The following is a 20576-nucleotide window of genomic DNA, read 5'->3' on the forward strand; positions in this document are numbered from 1 at the left end:
AATTTGTGGAGTAGACGCTATGGGTATGTCAGCAGGTGGCAATAGCGCCGGTTCCGGTGGTCGGCGCGGTCGCGGCGGTCGCCGCAAGGGCGCCATCAGTGAAATCAACGTGACACCGCTGGTCGACGTCATGCTGGTGCTGCTTATCATCTTCATGGTGGCTGCACCGATGATGACGGTCGGCGTGCCAGTCGATTTGCCGCAGACCTCGGCGAACGCTCTCAATTCCGAAACGCAGCCGATCACCATTTCGGTCAATGCCAATGGCCAGATCCATTTGCAGGAAACTCCGATCGAAGCTGCTGAGGTGGCCGATAAGTTGCAGGCTATTTCCACCACCGGCTACAATGAGCGCATTTTCGTGCGCGCAGATTCCGTCGCCGCATACGGTATCGTGGCAGATGTGATGGCGCGCATTCAGGCCGCCGGTTTCAAGAACATCGGTCTCGTTACGCAGCAGAAACAGGATAATTGAAGCGCGCTATGAAGGGCAGTCTGACCACATCTGCTATTCTGCATGTCACTGCTCTGGCGTTTGCGCTTGTTTCCATAGGCGCGCCGGAGCCCTTCGACGTGACTGACGTCGAAGCGTTGCCTGTTGACCTGGTACCCATTGAAGAACTGACGCAAATCCAGCAGGGTGACAAAACTGCGCCGCTTGCTGAGAAGTCGGCCCCTGTTCCGACCACGCGCCCTGATGTCGTTCCGGAAGCCCAGAATATCGGCAACAACACTGCTGACATTGAAGCGCCGCCGACCCCTTCGACAAAGCCAAGCAACAATGTCAGCGCCGCAGCACCTGCCAAGCAGGAAAAGCCGCAGCCTGTCGTTGACACCAAGGCCAATGAGGTCAAGGAAATCGTCAAGGAAGAGACATCCGCTCCGCCACCGCAGGAGATGGCTTCTCTGCCGACGCCGAAGCCCGAGGTAACGCCGCCGCCACAACAGCAGCCGCCAGCGGAAACGCAGGCGCAGGAACCGCCTCCGCAGAATCAGGAGCCGGCTGAAATTCCGGTGCCCCCAAATGTGCCGCGCCCGAATGCTCGTCCGCAGCCGCCGCAACCAAAGCCGGAGCCACTGAAACAGGCTGAAACGAAGCCTGCTGAAAGCAAGCCCGCTGAAAAACCAGCCGAGACGAAACCGGATCAGGCCAAGTCGACGGAAAAGCCTTCGGACAAAAAGCCGGGTGAGAAAAAGCAGGAAACCGCAAAAGCGACCTCCTCCAAGGAGAGCGACTTCAATGCGGATGACATTGCAGCACTCCTGAACAAGCAGGAGCCTTCCGGCGGCGGAGCAAAACGCTCCACCCAGCAGGCTTCGCTTGGTGGCAAGAAGACAACAGGCGGATCCACGCTCAGCCAGACGGAAATGGACGCGCTGCGTGGCGCGATCCAGAAGAATTGGCAAATTATTCCCGGCATGGTCGATGCGTCAGAAGTGCGGGTGCAGGTCAGCATTCGTCTTGATCGTGACGGCTCGATTATCGGCCAGCCTGAAGTTACCGCGACAGGCGGCACAGATGGTACCCGACGGGCGATGGCCGGTGGTGCATTGCGTGCCGTTAAACGTTCAGAACCATTCACCAACCTGCCTCCGGACAAATATGACGCCTGGAGTGAGGTGGTTATCAATTTCGATCCCAGTGATTTGCTGTGAATGCTGAAAGGCCTGGCAACATGAAGACATTATTTTCAACACGGCTGGTGGCTGCCCTTGTGGCTGTCATGGCCATGTTCTCCGCACCGGCTTACGCCAAGGTCGAGATCAACATCAACAAAGGTAACGTCGAGCCGCTGCCGATTGCCGTGACGGATTTCATTTCCGGCAATGAACTCGGTGCGCAAATCTCGGCTGTTGTTGCCGCTGACCTGCAAAGGTCTGGCCTTTTTGCGCCGGTCAACAGAAGCGCCTTTATTGAAAAGATCACCAACCCCGATCAGGCGCCACGTTTTGAAGACTGGAAGGTCATCAACGCACAGGCACTGGTAACCGGACGTGTGACCCGCGAAGCAGATGGTCGTCTGCGCGCCGAGTTCCGTCTGTGGGATACCTTTGCTGGCGAGCAGATGACCGGCCAGCAATTCTTCACACAGCCGGACAACTGGCGTCGTGTGGCCCATATCATTGCCGACGCGATCTATGAGCGTATTACGGGCGAAAAGGGCTATTTTGATACACGTGTGGTTTTCGTTTCCGAGAGCGGTCCTAAAACGGCACGCAAGCGTCAGCTTGCCATTATGGACCAGGACGGCTTCAACGTACGCACGCTGACCAACTCCAACGACATCGTTCTGACGCCGCGTTTTTCGCCGAACCGTCAGGAAATCACCTACATGTCGTTCGAAGGCCAGCAGCCACGCGTTTACCTGTTGCAGCTTGAAACCGGACAGCGCGAAGTCGTGGGTAACTTCCCAGGCATGACGTTCTCGCCGCGTTTCTCGCCTGATGGCCAGAAGGTTATCATGAGCTTGCAGCAGGACGGCAACTCCAACATCTATACGATGGACCTTAGGTCACGCACGACAACACGCCTGACCAACTCAGCTGCTATCGACACCGCACCGTCCTATTCTCCCGATGGCGCGCGTGTGGTGTTTGAAAGCGACCGTGGTGGCCGCCAGCAGATTTATGCCATGAATGCAGATGGTTCCGGCCAGACGCGTGTGTCCTTCGGTGACGGTTCCTACTCGACACCTGTATGGTCTCCACGAGGCGATCTGATTGCTTTCACAAAACAGTCTGGTGGCAAGTTCTCGATCGGTGTGATGCGTCCGGATGGTTCTGGTGAGCGTATTCTGACCACCGGCTTCCACAATGAGGGCCCAACCTGGGCGCCGAATGGCCGCGTGCTGATGTTCTTCCGTCAGAACGCGGGTGCTGGTGGACCGCAACTCTATTCGATCGATTTGACCGGTTATAACGAGCAGTTGGTCAAAACCCCTGCATTTGGTTCGGATCCGGCCTGGTCGCCGCTCCTGGACTAAGATCTCAAGATTTGCAGCGGCCGTGGGTACAAAAGCACCTGTGGCCGCCGCATTTTCGTCACGGGCACGGAAAGACGCCTCTTTCTCGCCTCATTCTATTGTGAGGACCGGTGCTAAAGTGACGATTTGTTAACCATGAATATTTGATCGTGGTTAACCGAAAACAGTTATTGTCTGGCAACGTTACTGAAATTCTAAGGAGAGACCGGCGATGAGCCGTACACACACTTCGTCGATCAGCCCAATGCAGAAACTGGCCCGTAATCCGGCCGTCATCGCTCTTACGCTTGCCCTGGCTCTTGCCGGTTGTGCGAAGGGTAACAAGAACATGCCTAACAGTGCAGGCGATCTTGGCCTTAACGGTGGTGCCGGTGGCCCTCCTGGTTCGCAGCAGGACTTCACGGTCAACGTTGGCGACCGTATCTTCTTCGACACCGACTCGACTTCGGTTCGCGCAGATGCGCAGCAAACACTCGACCGTCAGGCACAGTGGTTGCAGCGTTACCCGAACTACGCCATCACCGTTGAAGGTCACGCTGACGAGCGCGGCACACGCGAATACAACCTTGCACTGGGCGCTCGCCGCGCTGCTGCAACGCGTGATTACCTTGCTTCGCGCGGTGTTCCTGCCAACCGTATGCGCACCATCTCTTACGGCAAGGAAAAGCCGGTTGCAGTTTGCGACGACATTTCCTGCTGGTCGCAGAACCGTCGTGCGGTTACCGTTCTCGGTGGCGCAGGCATGTAATTATGCGGGCGTTCACGCGCTCGTTATCAAAAAGCAAAAGGCGGCCTCGTGCCGCCTTTTGTTTTTTTCATAGTTTGGCCGAAGTTAAGTTGCTTTTTGGCGTAAGTTGAGAACAATCCGGCTTTGCGTCACTCTGGCGCAAATCAGAACAGGCAGGACGTTGACATGAAGAAACTTGTCGTGGCGGGAATGCTGGGGCTTGCAGCTTTTACGGGCTTGAGTGGAATTGCCGTTTCGGCACCACTTTTCGGCTCAGGCTGGGGCGCTGGCGCAGTCAATTCCCAATCGGCGTCGCAGGCTCCTGTTGTGCGTGTACAGCAGGGCAGTGAAGCCGTTCGCGTACAGCAGCTTGAAGAAGAGATTCGGCAGTTGAACGGCCGTATCGAGGAAATGAGTTTCCAGCTTCTTCAAATGCAGGAGCAATTGCGCAAGGCGCAGGAAGACAACGAGTTCCGTTTCCAAGAACTTGAAAAGAGTGAGAACACAAAGGGAGGCCGTGGCGCTGCCACAGCTTCCTCTTCTTCTCCATCATTGACCGCACCATCCAACACGGATGAGGTGGCAACAATTATTGAAACGCCGTCCAACAACGGCGCTTCAACAACAACGTCGCGTGACATTGGTGCAGCGCCCGGTGAAACCACACTTGGTTCGATCCAGCTTGACAGCAGCGGTATGCCGGTCGGTGGGACGCTGAACGACAGCGCAAAAAACTCTTCCGGTGCTCTGCCAGGTGTCGAGCAGAACAACACGGCTTCGGTTGGTGGGGCGGGCAATGGAGCGCTGACCAGCGAGAACGACATTTACCAAGCGGCTTACGGTCATATCCTCTCGGGTGACTACAAGCTGGCTGAAGACGGTTTCCAGAGCTACCTCAAGGGCTATCCGAAGGGCGGAAAGGCTGCCGACGCAACTTTCTGGCTGGGCGAAGCACAATATTCGCAGGGTCGTTTCAACGATGCCGCCAAGACTTTCCTTGATGCACACAAGAACTTTGCCAAGTCGCCACGCGCACCTGAAATGCTGCTGAAGCTCGGCATGTCGCTTGCGGCACTTGATAACAAGGACACCGCCTGCGCAACGTTGCGTGAAGTGACCAAACGTTATCCTTCCGCACCGAAAGCCGTTCTGGGCAAGGTTGCGTCTGAGCAGAAGCGACTAAGCTGCTGACCGATCGGTAGTGTCCGATCCGATTATGAATTTTCCCGTGACAAGCCCTGCCGCCGCCGCGCAGACCTTTATCAGGCAATTACGCAAACCCGCCAAAATCCTCGTTATGGTTTCTGGTGGCAGCGATTCCCTCGGTCTGCTGCTGGCGCTGATAAAAGCTGCACACGCCAGCGCCAATGATGATGTCGCCCTATCTGCTGTTACCATCGATCATCAGCTGCGGCCCGAGGCTGCCGAAGAGGCCAGGCAGGTTGGCGAGATTTGCCGAAGCTTCGGTGTCAAACACGTCATTCGCCGATGGGACGAAGTTAAACCCAAATCTGGCATTTCGCAGGCGTCGCGGCTCGCCCGTTACCGATTGGTAGCAGCGGTTGCCGAAGAGCTCGGCACGACCGTCGTCGTAACCGGGCACACACTCGATGATCAGCTTGAAACCGTGTTAATGCGGGCCGCCCGCAGCACGCGCACAGAAAATACCGGGCTTTCCGGCATGGCAGAGCGCACGCTCTATGCTGGACGGCATTGGCTCGTCCGGCCATTCCTGTCTGTACGCCGCGCCGATATTCGTGGATTTCTCGGCAGAGAGCAGTTGGGCTGGGTTGATGACCCCAGCAACGAAGACCGCAAATATGAGCGGGTGCGGACACGGCAAGGTCTGGAGCACCTTTCCGAAGCATCCGTTGATCGCAATGCCGGAGAAAAGCGCAAGGCAATCTCTAATGCGGCTGCCGGTCTTTTGAAAGACCACGCGCAGGGTGAGGGCAGTGGTGTGATCTGGCTGGACAATGAGGCCTTCGATCAGAAACCTGACATGTTGCGCCACGCACTAGCAGCAGTGGCTGCGGTGATTGGTGGCCGCCAACATCTGCCGGCGGCGGACAGCATGGACCGGCTCTCCGCGTTCATTCTGCAAAATAGGCTTGGCCGGATGACAGTATCCCGCACGATGTTTGATCGTCGTCGTGATGGTTTGTACCTATACCGTGAAAACCGAAACCTGCCGTCGCTGAAAATTGTACCCGGTGAGACTGTGTTATGGGATGAGCGGTTCATGCTGCACAATCCGTCTGCAGAGCCGGTTGATGTCTCCGCAAATGGTGGAAAAAATACGGAACTGGCGTCTGTGATTTTCCCCAATGTGCCGGTTGGTGTGGCAAAACGTGCCTTCTCCTCCATGCCGGATATTTTTGACGCGGGTCGAACGGCGATTCTCACGCGTTCTGTACTTATGCCTTACGAATTGTTTTTACCGGATTTCGACCTTGAGTTGGCAGGCGAAATAGCAATTCTGCTGGATTGCGCACCTGTGTTACAGCCACCGGTTTAAATTAGAGCTGTTTTTATCGATTTAATTTTCAGACTTTTTGCTTGAAAACGCATCTGAATGCCGTGTCTGCCTTGGCAACGGCATATGTCGACCTTATGTTAGTGGCACAGATGAGCGGGCACATAAGATGTCCGTGTGAGTTCGGGGAGTTCGATGAACCCAAATTTTAGAAATTTCGCCTTGTGGGCCATTATTGCCCTCTTGCTGATCGCGTTGTTCAGCATGTTCCAGACGTCGCCCTCGCAATCGGGTTCGCGTGAGATTCCTTATTCGCAGTTTCTGCGTGATGTGGACTCCGGTCGAGTGCGTGACGTGACTGTTACGGGCAATCGAGTGCTTGGCACGTACACGGAAAGCGGTACCGCTTTCCAGACCTACTCTCCGGTTATCGATGATTCATTGATGGAGCGCCTGCAAAGCAAAAACGTAACGATCGTAGCGCGGCCGGAGAGCGATGGCTCCTCCGGTTTTTTGAGCTACCTTGGCACGCTTCTGCCGATGTTCCTCATTCTCGGCGTCTGGCTGTTTTTCATGCGACAGATGCAGGGTGGCTCGCGCGGCGCAATGGGCTTTGGCAAATCCAAAGCGAAGTTGCTGACCGAAGCACATGGCCGCATCACGTTTGACGACGTTGCCGGTGTTGATGAGGCCAAGCAGGATCTGGAAGAAATCGTGGAATTCCTGCGTGACCCGCAGAAGTTCCAGCGCCTCGGCGGTAAAATTCCGCGTGGTGTTCTTCTCGTTGGTCCTCCTGGTACCGGTAAAACGCTTCTTGCCCGCTCCGTCGCAGGTGAAGCCAATGTTCCGTTCTTCACGATTTCCGGTTCGGACTTCGTTGAAATGTTCGTGGGTGTTGGTGCAAGCCGTGTGCGCGATATGTTCGAGCAGGCGAAGAAGAATGCGCCGTGCATTATCTTCATCGACGAAATCGACGCCGTTGGCCGCCATCGTGGCGCCGGTCTTGGCGGCGGTAACGATGAGCGTGAACAGACACTCAACCAGTTGCTGGTCGAGATGGATGGTTTCGAAGCCAATGAAGGTATTATCCTGATTGCGGCGACCAACCGTCCTGACGTTCTTGACCCGGCTCTGCTGCGTCCAGGCCGTTTCGACCGTCAGGTTGTTGTGCCGAACCCGGATATCGTTGGCCGTGAGCGCATTCTTAAGGTCCACGTTCGCAACGTTCCGCTTGCGCCAAATGTCGACCTCAAGGTTCTGGCACGTGGCACACCCGGCTTCTCCGGTGCTGACCTGATGAACCTCGTCAACGAAGCTGCCTTGATGGCCGCACGCCGTAACAAGCGTGTTGTCACGATGCAGGAATTCGAAGACGCGAAGGATAAGATCATGATGGGTGCCGAGCGCCGCTCGACCGCCATGACTGAAGCCGAAAAGAAGCTGACAGCCTACCACGAAGCTGGTCACGCCATCACCGCGCTCAATGTGCCGGTGGCCGACCCGCTGCACAAGGCAACCATCATTCCGCGTGGTCGCGCGCTTGGCATGGTCATGCAGTTGCCTGAGGGCGATCGCTACTCCATGAGCTACAAGTGGATGGTTTCTCGTCTCGTTATCATGATGGGTGGTCGCGTTGCTGAAGAGCTGACGTTCGGCAAGGAAAACATCACTTCTGGTGCGTCTTCTGATATCGAGCAGGCTACCAAGCTGGCCCGTGCGATGGTGACCCAGTGGGGCTTCTCCGATGAACTCGGTCAGGTTGCCTATGGTGAAAACCAGCAGGAAGTCTTCCTTGGTCACTCGGTTTCGCAGTCCAAGAATGTGTCCGAAGCCACAGCCCAGAAAATCGACAACGAAGTTCGTCGTCTGATTGATGAGGCTTACACCGAAGCACGCCGCATCCTGACGGAGAAGCACGACGAATTCGTGGCTCTGGCAGAAGGCTTGCTGGAATACGAAACCCTGACGGGCGAAGAAATCAAGGCGTTGATCAGGGGTGAAAAACCAGCCCGCGATCTTGGCGATGATGGTTCCTCCAACAGTCGTGGTTCCGCAGTTCCGAAGGCTGGCACCAAGAAAGACGGTCCAACCGAAGCCAAGGGCGACGGTGAAGCTGAAGGTGGCATGGAGCCACAACCACATTAAGTTGTGCCTGACAGTAAATGTCAGTGGAAAACAGACCATCCGGTTTTGCCGGATGGTCTTTTTTTGCAGTAACAAGATGTAATCCGTGTTTGCGGTAATTTACGTGCTGTATTGTGCTGTTTATGGCATGAGCAGATCATGTGCGCTGATCGCGCGACTATTTCTGGAGTTCACATGACACGCCGTTATTTCGGGACCGATGGTATCCGCGGACAATCCAACGTCTTTCCGATGACGCCTGATCTGGCAATGCGGGTTGGTATTGCGGTCGGCACAATCTTCCGCCGCGGACATCACCGCCACCGCGTGGTTATTGGCAAGGATACCCGTCTTTCGGGATACATGCTCGAAAACGCATTGGTCGCCGGTTTTACTGCTGCTGGACTGGACGTTTTCCTTCTTGGACCAATTCCGACACCTGCTGTTGCCATGCTGACGCGTTCTCTGCGTGCCGACATCGGTGTGATGATTTCCGCTTCGCATAATCCGTTTGCGGATAACGGCATCAAGCTGTTTGGCCCCGACGGTTACAAGCTGTCCGACGAGTTGGAGCTGGAAATTGAAGACCTGCTCGACAAGGATATCTATTCCCAGCTGGCAAAACCGCACGAGATTGGCCGTGCCAAGCGCGTCGATGGCGATATCTATCGCTACATCGAATTCGTGAAGCGCACCCTGCCACGCGAAGTGACGCTGGATGGTTTGCGTATCGCGATCGATTGCGCCAACGGAGCGGCCTATAAGGCTGCTCCCGCAGCGCTGTGGGAACTGGGTGCCGATATCGTGACGATCGGCAATGAGCCGAACGGCACCAACATTAATTTTGAATGCGGTTCCACCCATCCGGAAGCCCTGCGCAAGAAGGTGCATGAAGTGCGTGCCGATATCGGTATTGCGCTTGATGGTGATGCTGATCGCGTGATCATTGTCGATGAGCGTGGCGAAGTGGTCGATGGCGACCAGTTGATGGCGGTCATTGCCGACAGCTGGGCCGATGACAATATTTTGCGGGGCGGTGGTATCGTGGCGACTGTCATGTCCAACCTCGGTCTTGAGCGTTTCCTTGGCGGTAAAGGACTGTCTCTTGCCCGTACGAAGGTCGGTGACCGTTACGTGGTTGAGCATATGCGCAACCATAACTTCAATGTTGGTGGTGAGCAGTCCGGCCATATCGTGCTGTCTGATTACGGTACGACGGGCGATGGTCTTGTCGCTGCGCTGCAGGTGCTTGCCTGTGTGAAGCGGTCCGGCAAGACGGTTAGCGAAATCTGCCGCAAGTTCGAGCCTGTACCTCAGCTGCTGAAGAATGTTCGTATTTCCGGCGGCAAGCCACTTGAAAACCCTGTGGTTATTCAGGCGATTGCCGACGCGGAGAGCGAACTGGCTGGCAATGGCCGTCTTGTCATTCGTCCGTCCGGCACTGAGCCGCTGATCCGTGTTATGGCAGAAGGCGATGACAGCGTGAAAGTTGAGAGCATCGTAAACGGTCTGGTTGACGTTATTGCCAATGCGCGCAGTGCTGCTGCGTAAGAAAAATACTCGCTAAGTTACTGAAAAGCCGGTCTCGTACCGGCTTTTTTGTTGCCGGTTCTTTGCTGTATTAATAAATCTTGGTGAATGATCGTAGTTAATCGGCACTTAACCTTTCTCATTCATTATTCATAACGGAACAGTTTACTGGCATGCGGCCATGGGCGCAGGTGCCGCTTCTGGAGTTGATGTTATGAAAAAAAGCCTGATTGGCATTCTCGCCGCGTTGACGGCGGGATCCAGCGCATTTGCAGCCGACCTTTATCAGCCAGATCCTCCGGCCTATATTGAGGCACCAGAAATTCAGATCACCGAATCAAACGGTTGGTATCTGCGTGGAGATATCGGCTACGCCTACAACAAGTCGCGTGGCGCTGAATTTTATCAGGGTCCATTCACAGCCGGTTTGACAGATTTCCGCTCCACAAAGCTCAAGGGTGGCTTTATGGGCGGCGTTGGTGTTGGTTATCAGATCAACAACCACTTCCGTACGGATCTGACGTTTGACTACATGGCCAAGAGCAACTTCCGTGGCTCGACCTTTGGCAGCTGTGGCGTAGCTGGTAGCTGCGTATCGACAGATCTGTCTTCACTGCGCGCTTACACGCTGATGGCCAATGCATATGTCGATCTGGCGACATTTGGCCGTTTCACACCTTACGTTGGTGCTGGTATCGGCGGTTCCTACGTTAAGTGGGCTAACCTCAGAAACACATCGTGTGAGGTAGGCGATCCTTCCAACTGCGACCCGACCTTCACCCATGGCGGCAAGGGCGGCTGGCGATTCGCCTATGCGCTGATGGCCGGTGCATCGATCGACGTAACCTGCAATCTCAAGGCTGATGTCGGATATCGTTTCCGCCAGATCGGCAAGGGCGACATGTTTGGCTATGACAGCGTCGGTGGTGGCCCAGGCCGCGACAAGGGCTTCTATTCGCATGAAGTGCGCCTTGGCGGCCGTTATGTCTTCGGCGGTTGCGACACGGCACAGTACATGCCGCCAGCAGAAATCCCAATCCAGCCAGCAGTTTACAAGTAATTTCAGTTTCGAAAACAAGACCGCTCGTGCCTTTCAGGTGCGGGCGGTTTTTTGCATTTTCAGGGCAATTTCCTGATCATCGATATGGCGCAGCTGCGCCAGTATTTTTTGTTCCAGCGACATATTCCGCTTGACTGTAACAAGCGACAGGCATATCCACCGGGGCAGGCCACCTCTCCCTAACGAGAGGCTTTCTATCTGGAAGGATAGCTTTATGACTGCGATTGCGAAGCCGGACGTACGTCCGAACAACACACATTTTTCTTCTGGTCCTTGCTCTAAGCGTCCCGGTTGGTCGCTCGAAGCGCTCGCTGATGCCCCGCTCGGTCGCTCGCACCGCGCCAAGGTTGGCAAAGCCAAGCTCAAGCAGGCCATTGACCTCACCCGCGAAGTTCTCAACGTTCCTGCCGATTATCGCATCGGTATCGTTCCCGCATCTGACACTGGCGCTGTTGAAATGGCACTGTGGTCGCTGCTCGGTGAGCGTGGCGTTGATATGGTTGCATGGGAAAGCTTTGGCGCCGGTTGGGTTACCGATGTCGTCAAGCAGCTTAAGCTGAAAGATGTTCGCAAGTTCGAGGCCGACTACGGCCTGCTGCCGAACCTCAAGGAAATCGATTTCGACCGTGACGTCGTTTTCACCTGGAACGGCACAACCTCGGGCGTTCGCGTTCCTAACGCTGATTTCATTCCGGCGGACCGCAAGGGTCTGACGATTTGTGACGCCACTTCTGCTGCATTTGCGCAGGACATGGACTTCACCAAGCTCGACGTTGTTACCTTCTCCTGGCAGAAGGTTCTGGGCGGCGAGGGCGGCCACGGCGTTATCATTCTGTCGCCACGTGCTGTTGAGCGCCTGCTGAGCTATTCGCCAGCATGGCCGCTGCCAAAGATTTTCCGCATGGTATCCGGCGGAAAGCTGATTGAAGGCATCTTCACCGGCGAAACCATCAACACACCTTCGATGCTTTGCGTTGAAGACTATATCGATGCGCTGCTGTGGGCGAAGAACCTTGGTGGCCTGAACGCGCTGATCGCGCGCGCTGATGCCAATGCCAAGGTGATCTACGATTTCGTTGCTGCCAATGACTGGATTGCAAATCTGGCCGTTGTCGATGAGACACGCTCCAACACCTCTGTCTGCCTCAAGATCGTCGACAAGGATGTTGCAGCTCTCGATGCTGACGCACAGGCTGCTTTCGCCAAGGGCGTTGTTGCACTTCTCGAAAAAGAAAATGTAGCGCTCGACATCGGCGCTTACCGCGATGCTCCGTCCGGTCTTCGGATCTGGGCTGGTGCCACGATTGAAACGGCTGACATTGAAGCTGTCATGCCATGGCTTGCCTGGGCGTTTGAAACGCAGAAGGCTGAGCTTTCCAAGGCTGCGGCCTGATTTGGATTACCGGCCCTGCAAAGTGCAGGGCCGCACATACCTCATCTTATGAATAAACCGTTTTTAGGGAGCCCAAACATGGCACCTCGCGTACTCGTATCTGACGAACTGTCGGAAACTGCTGTCCAGATCTTCCGTGATCGCGGCGTTGAAGTTGATTTCCAGCCAAAGCTTGGCAAGGACAAGGACAAGCTGGCCGAAATCATCGGCAACTATGATGGTCTGGCTATCCGTTCCGCCACCAAGGCAACCGAAAAGCTAATCGAAGCTGCGACCAACCTCAAGGTTATCGGTCGCGCCGGTATCGGTGTCGACAACGTAGATATCCCGGCGGCATCGCGTCGCGGTATCATCGTCATGAATACGCCATTTGGTAACTCCATCACCACTGCTGAACACGCCATTGCGCTGATGTTTGCTGTTGCTCGCCAGCTTCCTGCTGCTGATGCCTCCACGCAGGCCGGCAAGTGGGAAAAGTCGAAGTTCATGGGTGTTGAAATCACAGGCAAGACGCTTGGCGTTATCGGTGCCGGTAACATCGGCGGCATCGTCTGCTCGCGTGCACTCGGCCTCAAGATGAACGTTCTGGCCTATGACCCCTTCCTGTCGCCTGAGCGCGCCCAGGAAATGGGTGTTACCAAGGTTGAGCTGGACGAGCTGCTTGCACAGGCTGACTTCATCACCCTGCACGTTCCAATGACTGACAAGACCCGCGGCATTCTCGGCGCTGAAAACCTTGCCAAGACCAAGCCAGGCGTCCGCATCATCAACTGCGCCCGTGGTGGTCTTGTTGACGAGAAGGCTCTCGCTGACGCCATCAAGTCCGGCCACGTTGCCGGTGCAGCCTTCGACGTGTTCGAAGTTGAGCCTGCAACGGAAAGCCCGCTGTTTGGCCTGCCAAACGTTGTCTGCACGCCGCACCTTGGCGCGTCGACCACGGAAGCGCAGGAAAATGTTGCCCTGCAGGTTGCCGAGCAGATGTCGGACTATCTCGTCAAGGGTGCCGTTTCCAACGCCATCAACATGCCGTCGATCACTGCTGATGAAGCTCCACGACTCAAGCCTTTCATTCGCCTTGCAGACGTTCTCGGCTCCTTCGTTGGTCAGGTGCAGGAAAGCGCCACCAAGGAAATCGAAATTCTTTATGATGGTGCAACCGCCAACATGAACACCAAGGCGCTGACATCAGCGCTGCTGGCCGGTCTGATCCGTCCGCAGGTTTCTGACGTGAACATGGTTTCCGCACCGATCATGATCAAGGAAAAGGGCATCATCCTTTCCGAAGTCAAGCGCGACAAGACCGGCGTTTACGACGGTTACATCAAGCTGACGGTCAAAACCGAAAATCAGGTTCGTTCCGTCGCTGGTACCGTGTTCTCGGATGGCAAGCCACGCTTCATCCAGATCAAGAACATCAACATGGACGCTGATGTCGGTTCGCACATGATCTACATCACCAACACCGACGTACCGGGCATGATCGGCTTCATGGGTACGACGCTGGGCGAAGCGGGCGTTAACATCGCCAACTTCCAGCTCGGCCGTGAAAAAGAAGCTGGCGATGCTATCGCGCTTCTCTACGTGGACGGCCCTGTTTCAGAAACCGTTCTGGACAAGCTTCGCGCCAACCCGGCCATCCGCCAGGTCAAGTCTCTGGCGTTCAACGTCGAGTAATATCGTTCCTCCCAAGGGGACAATAGAGGCCCGGTACTGGAGCAATCCAGTGCCGGGTTTTTTGTGCATTATTGGTGGGCGCAATCAAGGGTTGTTTATCACGAAAAATTTTATAATTAGGCACTAAAAATGATCATCCAGAGTTGCTATATGGTCCGACGATAGGCCGCTCATGGGAGGGCGGCACAACAGGAGAAGACGATGTTTGCTGCCGTTCGGCGCTTTAAAGGTTTGTTTGCGGTTGCCGCTTTGGGAATTGCTGTTTCGTTCGTGGCTGTGGATATGGCTGAGGCTCGTCGCGCTGGCGGTGGTTTCGGCAGCCGTGGAACGCGTACATTCTCTGCCCCACCTGCAACCAACACTGCGCCGGGTCAGGCTGCACCGATCAATCGCAGCATGACACCGAATACGTCGCCAAGCCAGGCGGCTCCTGGTGCTGCGCAGACACGTCCGGCCAACGCACAGCAGCCACAGCAGAACCGTGGTCTTTTCGGCGGTATGGCCGGTGGCCTTATGGGCGGCCTTCTGATGGGTGGTCTGTTCGGTATGCTGATGGGCGGCGGTTTTGGCGGTATGGCCGGTTTCTTCGGCATGTTGCTGCAGGTCGCTTTGATCGGTGTGCTGGTTATGCTGGCTATGCGTTTCTTCGCGTCGCGCCGTCAGCAGCAGCCTGCTTACGCCGGCGGCCAGTCGCAGCGTAGCAACTATTCCGGTTCGTCCAACCCGCCGACGGGTCAGGGTGGCTTCAAGATCCCGCAGATGGGCTCCCTGTCCGGTGCTGCCGGTAACGCCGCGCCCGCTGCTGAAGCCGCTGTCGCGCCAAAGCCAGTTCCGCATGCCAATGCCATGTCTGAAGGCGATGAGATCGGCGTTACGGGCGAAGACCTTGGTCAGTTCGAGCAGATGCTCAAGGACGTGCAGGCTGCCTATGCTGCAGAAGACTATGCTGCACTTCGCAAGCTCACCACTCCGGAAGCCATGTCCTACCTGGCGGAAGAGTTGAGCGACAACGCGACCAGCGGCGTCAAGAACGACGTCAGCGATGTTCAGTTGCTGCAGGGCGACCTCGCCGAAGCCTGGCATGAAGAAGGACGTGATTACGCGACTGTCGCCATGCTGTACTCGCGTGTCGACGTAATGCGTGACCGTACAACGGGTAAGGTTATCGAGGGTGACGAGACCCAGGCAACCGAATCGACCGAGCTGTGGACTTTTGTGCGCCGCGAAGGATCCGAGTGGCAGGTTTCGGCTATCCAGTCGGCATCCTGATCCATAAAAGACTGATTTGAAGGTTTATGACGCCGCAGTGCACCGAGATGCACTGCGGCGTTTTGCGTATTGTTGCGTGCAAATAATTGACGCGTCACTGCTGTTTTACTGGTCGCTTGCAATCTGTGATCGCAGCTTTAGCTGTTGGGCTGATCACATTCACATTATTGCCCTTTTTCGTTCATCCGGCATTCAGCGGCACCTCCGTAACCATTGTGCACTTGCAAAAACGTGATCAAGCCTATGGCTACCATGATCGTTTTCTGCGGAACCGCTTGGCGAAATGTGCGTTGTCAAACCGATGCCAGAGGTTCGTAAACAAGGCCGGGCGATGCGCGGTCCTCAAGAGAATGGAGAGCTATCGAGATGAAACGCTTTGACCTGATCGACGGGATGCGCGGGTATTTTCTTGTTTTCATGCTGATAAACCACCTTGTGTTTGTGGGTGGTTATTGGCTGGTTGAGGTCAACCACCGCCAGTTTGCCTTCGTGGAAGATGCGCAGGGTTTCGTGTTCCTGTCCGGTCTGCTGATTGGCCTGGTCTATGCCCGCAAAATGATGAAGTACGGTTATGAGACCGGGCGTCAGGCCATCTGGAACCGTTCCATGGAGCTTTACAAATATGCCATGGGTCTGGTGATTGCGGTTCTGGCCGTCACGCTGGTTCTGCCACATGCTTCCTATGTCTGGTTCAACTGGATCGGTGCGACATCGTTTGATGATCCGCTGCGTCTGGCCGCCATCGCGACCTTTGTGTTCCAGCCGACTTTCATGGACATTCTGCCACAGTATATCGTCTACATGCTGTTTGCGCCTGTACTCATCAAGCTGTGCCTTGATGGCAAATGGGCCTATGTGATGGTTGGTTCGTTGCTCGTATGGATGGCTGGCCAGCTTGGTTTGCAGAAGGTCATCACCACGCCACTGCATGAGCTCGTCAAAGGTCCTGACGATCAGGGTATCCGTGTCAGCTTCAACATGCTGGGCTGGCAGATCGTGTTCTTCTCAGCTCTGGTGATGGGTGCAATGACCGCCCAGAACAAGATCGAGTGGAAGAAGATCTTCTCGCCAGAAAACAGCTGGATTCCGAAGGTTGCTCTGCTGGTCTGCCTGTTCTTCATGCCACTGCGTATTGCGACGGCTTGGGGCTTCATGCCCGACTATGTGGTTGGCAAGTTCGCAGCGATGGAAATTCGTGCAGATTTCGGCCCGGTCTATCTGATCAACTTCATTGCGGTTGGCGTTGGCCTGACATGGCTGTTGATAGCCGGCCCTAAACACCACAGCCAGATTGTGCGTCGTATTGCCAATGGCGTTATCTGGGTGCTGTCGCTGAAGTTCCTGCAGCTGCTGGGTCGCCATTCCCTGCAGGTCTATGTCTGGCACGTCGCTATCGTCTATGCCGTCTATTACATGGACGGTCGTACAGCGGAGCTGTCGCAGCTGGAAAAGACGCTGATTGCCATTGTCGGTATCGCCCTGCTTGCTTTGCCTGCGCTGTGGCGTGAACGCGACAAGTGGATTGGTGGAACCAAGGCGACCGCCTGATTTTAACGACAATCAAGAGATATGCTTACAGGGCAGGGCGGGTTTCCCGCCCTGTACTTGTTTGCGGGCGCGATATTCTTTATATGCACCCTCAAAATTCCACGTTCCGTACCTCTTGAGCGCCAGGCTGCTCTGCGGCATGTTTTGTGGAATTGAACGACAGGCGCCGGGGCCTTGACCCCCGGTATGGCTGACGATTGGACAAAAACTTGAATACACTCGACTTTGACAAGAAGCCGGAAGACACACGCGTTGTTGTCGCCATGTCCGGCGGCGTGGATTCCTCCGTGGTGGCGGGTATCCTCAAGCGTGAGGGCTATGATGTTCTCGGTATCACCCTGCAGCTCTATGACCATGGCGCAGCCGTACACCGCGCCGGTTCCTGCTGTGCTGGTCAGGACATCGATGATGCGCGCCGCGTTTGTGAAACCCTTGGCATTCCGCATTACGTGCTGGATTACGAAGCACGCTTTCGCGAAACGGTGATCAACCCGTTCGCGGAAAGTTATGCCATGGGTGAAACACCCATTCCTTGCGTTGCCTGCAACCAGACTGTCAAATTTGCAGATCTTCTGAAGACTGCGCAGGAGTTGGGTGCCGATGCGCTGGCGACTGGGCATTATATCCGCTCTCGCAACAACCCGGTTCCCGGTAGTCCAAACCGACGGGCGCTTTTCCGGCCGATTGACAGTGATCGCGACCAGAGTTGGTTCCTGTTTGCGACAACACAGGAACAGATCGATTACCTACGTTTTCCGCTTGGCGGCCTCTCCAAGGCGCAGACCCGCGAACTGGCGGAAGAAATGGGCCTTGTCGTTGCCAAGAAGGCGGACAGTCAGGACATCTGTTTTGTGCCACAGGGCAAATATACCGATGTCATCAACAAGCTGAAACCGAATGCGGCGCTGTCGGGTGATATCGTTCATCTTGATGGCCGTGTACTTGGTCGCCACGAAGGCATCGTCAACTACACCATCGGTCAGCGTCGCGGTATCGGCGTCGCAACTGGTGAACCACTTTATGTCGTGCATCTCGATGCGCGCGGCAAGCGGGTGATTGTTGGCCCAAAGGAAGCGCTGGAAACACACCGTGTTTATCTGCGTGACATCAACTGGCTGGGTGACAGGTCGCTGGAAGAGGATGCCGCAAATGGCTTCCGATGTTTTGCCAAGGTCCGCTCCACGCGTCCGCCGGCAGAGGCTGTTGTCCATTATGACGGCAACGGCGTTTATGTCGATCTGATGGTCGGCGAAGCAGGTGTGGCGCCGGGGCAGGCTTGCGTGCTCTATTCTGCGCCGGGCGCAGATGCCCGCGTGTATGGCGGCGGTTTCATTGGCCGTTCAGAGCGTTCGGCTGAAGCAGAGATGTCTTTAAAGACGCTGCTGGAAGGTTCCGTGGCCGCGTAAAATCCTGCAATATTCACAGGCTTGTCGAAAGCTATGAAAATTGCAAATCTTGCGCTTGACATAAAAGGGAGCGGCACTTTATAAGCCGCTCATCCTAAGGGAACAAAGACTTGAAACAAAGTCGCCGTTCCTTGTGGCGGGGTAGCTCAGGTGGTTAGAGCAGCGGAATCATAATCCGCGTGTCGGGGGTTCAAGTCCCTCTCCCGCTACCAAATTCTCTAATGATAAATCAACAAAGTCGAAAAACCCTTTTCAGAGTGTGTAGCTCGCCGCAATTTTCCGGAATTTTGACACAAGAAATCGGAATTTCAATGTTTCCGATTCTAACGTCAAACAATACTACTCGTCTAAGACGCCTATAGACTTGGCAGTGCTTTTTGCCAAAGTGCATTGCGACGGAGATAGCTTCTCCCTGGCCTGCAACTTAAGGCTTTGTCTCAAGTATGAGAGAGCTTCCGGAGAGGCCAAACCTTGTTCATTGTAGTAGCGTTCCAACGCTTCTTGATCGATTTTGTAGTCGCAGACATCAGAGGCGTGAATGACCTCTGCTATCCCGCTAACTTTGTTCATTGCGTAAATATCGAATTCAGCAGAAGCAGCTTGAGTTAGCAAAAAGGACGCCGGCTGCCCCAATGGCGATAATTCTAATCATTTTACCCTCCTTGCAGGTCTAAACTTTGAAGCACTCAACCGCCCGCTGAGCAACAGAGGTTGCAATAGATCTTCGCAATCTACTAATGATTTGTTTGTTTAGGATCGAAACAGATTCATCTTGAGGAGAGGCGAGATATGAACGACATAGTGCCAAACGAGAGGCATAACGCGGCTGCATTGTCTGGAGTAACAATGATGGTGCAAAAGCCGCTTTTGATTGTTGCTCCTACAATATATCGCTATATGCCAACAGAGTACGTAGATGCTTTTTTTGAAACCGGCGCACTACGGCTGTCATGCATCTCGCAGTTCAAAAAACATTCCGACGAGTTTCAGGGCGACATCGAAGAAGGTGGTGCCTATGTCTATCAAAACAACAGCGGACAACACTTTAGCGCATACGTGACGAGAGGGCGTGAAGCTTACATGCTGAGTTTCACTTCCAGCACTAGAAATATGTCCGCTGCGTTCGGTGACGCAGCCATTGAGATATTCAGTCCGATTGAGTTTTGCGCTGCCGTGGGTAACGAGATACCTGGCCTTCTCGCGATGGAAATGGGCCCCTGTATTTATGAAGAGCACAGGATGTTGCAGAGTGCAAAGAAACCGCCAGCTGTCGACGAATTAAAAGACGAGAATGGGAATATTCTATTAGAGAGGATCATGGCCCAAGTGTCGGAGATTTCAGGACCAAAACTGCTGTTCTTGAAAAGCTTGAAGTACGAAATGCAGATGGAGTATCGACTAATTTGGCACGTAAACAGAGAAGTTTTCGAACCCTTGATCATCCATCTAAAAAACCCAGAACTATTCTGCCGAAAAGTGGTCAGACCCTCTTGGTGATGTGAAGAACGAATCTAACTTTACAGCCTGGTGAACACAATTGAGATATTTTACTTTCTTGATCACACTCTCCTTGACGTTCGGTTCCGGCGCGGTATCTTTTGGAAACGACATGCCGGGGTATTTTTCAACAGAAATTCGAGATGCAGCTTCGCAGTTTTCAGTCCCTGTTCGAATTGTGCAGTCGACTGCTGAGGAAAACTCAAATGCGTTGCGATTGGCCGTTACAGAAGAGCGCGAGCAACGGAACTCGCTGCTGCAAGAAGATTTGGCCGAATTGGCTAAGTCCTCATATTCTCTTGGTGTTTACCAGTTCGTGCTGGCTGGTTTAGGTACCATCGGGCTGCTAGTCACTTTATACTTTACTCGTCGGTCTGTTGTTGCAGCGGAAAAAGCGACTGAAACGACGAGGGAGATGATGAGGCGGCAACTTCGAGCATATCTTCTCCCGGACACTTCAACGGTTACGTTCGACGAGAACAATAACGGAGGTGTGATTCTAAACTTTCGCAATGGCGGCCAGAGTCCCGCAATTATGGTCGGGACGACGGCGATGATTGAGGTGATCAACGTAGGTGGGACCCCGAGCGACCCGCCAGTGTCTTGGGAAGGAGCTAATTTTTACTCGATGCTACCCGGCGCAATACGAAGTAAGACTATGCGTCTTCTGCCCACTTGGATCGAGGGCCTCCGAAGTGGCGCTCTTGAGATGCATGTCAGAGGAGAATTCCAATACCAAGACATATTCGGAGTCACTCATCAGGGCCTGTTTCGTTTGATTGGGGGCGGTGAACTGGGCTTCGCAAATGAAGGTGTTCTTACGGTTGCGAGTTTTGGAAATAGTGAGAGTAGCGATGAGTGATCGCCACTACGCTTCCCAAAGCGGGT

16 protein-coding genes and 1 tRNA gene are annotated in these 20576 nt (G+C 54.7%); all 17 read left to right on the top strand.

The window, feature by feature from the left end:
* Nucleotides 1-19 precede the first annotated feature (19 nt).
* Nucleotides 20-475: a protein TolR gene (gene tolR, locus M2418_RS01300; RefSeq protein ID WP_192488146.1), complete on the top strand. Its 456-nt coding sequence runs from the start codon at nt 20-22 to the stop codon at nt 473-475.
* Nucleotides 476-483: 8 nt separating this feature from the next.
* Entirely contained in the window at nt 484-1656 is a 1173-nt protein-coding gene (locus tag M2418_RS01305; RefSeq protein ID WP_259143197.1) for a cell envelope integrity protein TolA, read from the top strand.
* A 20-nt stretch (nt 1657-1676) separates the two neighbouring features.
* Nucleotides 1677-2984, top strand: a complete 1308-nt coding sequence (gene tolB, locus M2418_RS01310; RefSeq protein WP_192488148.1) for a Tol-Pal system beta propeller repeat protein TolB — start codon at nt 1677-1679, stop codon at nt 2982-2984.
* 211 nt (nt 2985-3195) lie between these two features.
* On the top strand, nt 3196-3732 hold the full coding sequence (pal, locus tag M2418_RS01315) for a peptidoglycan-associated lipoprotein Pal (protein WP_192488149.1): 537 nt from the start codon (nt 3196-3198) through the stop codon (nt 3730-3732).
* A gap of 165 nt (nt 3733-3897) precedes the next feature.
* Nucleotides 3898-4902 (top strand): tol-pal system protein YbgF, encoded by a 1005-nt coding sequence (gene ybgF / locus M2418_RS01320; protein WP_250982180.1) that lies wholly within the window; start codon nt 3898-3900, stop codon nt 4900-4902.
* 37 nt (nt 4903-4939) lie between these two features.
* A complete protein-coding gene (tilS, locus tag M2418_RS01325; RefSeq protein WP_259143206.1) occupies nt 4940-6229 on the top strand; it encodes a tRNA lysidine(34) synthetase TilS in 1290 nt (429 codons plus the stop codon).
* Nucleotides 6230-6382: 153 nt separating this feature from the next.
* Nucleotides 6383-8332, top strand: a complete 1950-nt coding sequence (gene ftsH / locus M2418_RS01330) for an ATP-dependent zinc metalloprotease FtsH (protein ID WP_250982178.1) — start codon at nt 6383-6385, stop codon at nt 8330-8332.
* Between the two features lie 174 nt (nt 8333-8506).
* Nucleotides 8507-9862 (top strand): phosphoglucosamine mutase, encoded by a 1356-nt coding sequence (gene glmM / locus M2418_RS01335; RefSeq protein WP_259143213.1) that lies wholly within the window; start codon nt 8507-8509, stop codon nt 9860-9862.
* A 193-nt stretch (nt 9863-10055) separates the two neighbouring features.
* On the top strand, nt 10056-10901 hold the full coding sequence (locus M2418_RS01340) for an outer membrane protein (RefSeq protein WP_259143215.1): 846 nt from the start codon (nt 10056-10058) through the stop codon (nt 10899-10901).
* Nucleotides 10902-11115: 214 nt separating this feature from the next.
* Complete coding sequence (locus M2418_RS01345) at nt 11116-12294, top strand: phosphoserine transaminase (RefSeq protein ID WP_259143216.1); 1179 nt, start codon at nt 11116-11118, stop codon at nt 12292-12294.
* A 78-nt stretch (nt 12295-12372) separates the two neighbouring features.
* Entirely contained in the window at nt 12373-13968 is a 1596-nt protein-coding gene (serA, locus tag M2418_RS01350; RefSeq protein ID WP_192488155.1) for a phosphoglycerate dehydrogenase, read from the top strand.
* 201 nt (nt 13969-14169) lie between these two features.
* Nucleotides 14170-15237, top strand: coding sequence for a Tim44 domain-containing protein (locus tag M2418_RS01355; protein WP_259143217.1), 1068 nt, complete (start codon nt 14170-14172; stop codon nt 15235-15237).
* Nucleotides 15238-15603: 366 nt separating this feature from the next.
* Nucleotides 15604-16785 carry an OpgC family protein gene (locus M2418_RS01360; protein WP_259143219.1) on the top strand — a complete coding sequence of 394 codons (1182 nt, stop codon included), beginning with the start codon at nt 15604-15606 and terminating at the stop codon, nt 16783-16785.
* Nucleotides 16786-16994: 209 nt separating this feature from the next.
* Nucleotides 16995-18191 (top strand): tRNA 2-thiouridine(34) synthase MnmA, encoded by a 1197-nt coding sequence (gene mnmA, locus M2418_RS01365; protein WP_259143224.1) that lies wholly within the window; start codon nt 16995-16997, stop codon nt 18189-18191.
* Nucleotides 18192-18326: 135 nt separating this feature from the next.
* Nucleotides 18327-18403 (top strand) — tRNA-Met (locus tag M2418_RS01370).
* Nucleotides 18404-18980: 577 nt separating this feature from the next.
* Nucleotides 18981-19688 carry a hypothetical protein gene (locus tag M2418_RS01375; RefSeq protein WP_259143225.1) on the top strand — a complete coding sequence of 236 codons (708 nt, stop codon included), beginning with the start codon at nt 18981-18983 and terminating at the stop codon, nt 19686-19688.
* Between the two features lie 58 nt (nt 19689-19746).
* Complete coding sequence (locus M2418_RS01380; protein WP_259143226.1) at nt 19747-20550, top strand: hypothetical protein; 804 nt, start codon at nt 19747-19749, stop codon at nt 20548-20550.
* Nucleotides 20551-20576 lie beyond the last annotated feature (26 nt).

This window comes from Rhizobium sp. BIGb0125, assembly GCF_024810055.1.
In the GTDB taxonomy this organism is placed as follows: Bacteria; Pseudomonadota; Alphaproteobacteria; order Rhizobiales; family Rhizobiaceae; genus Agrobacterium.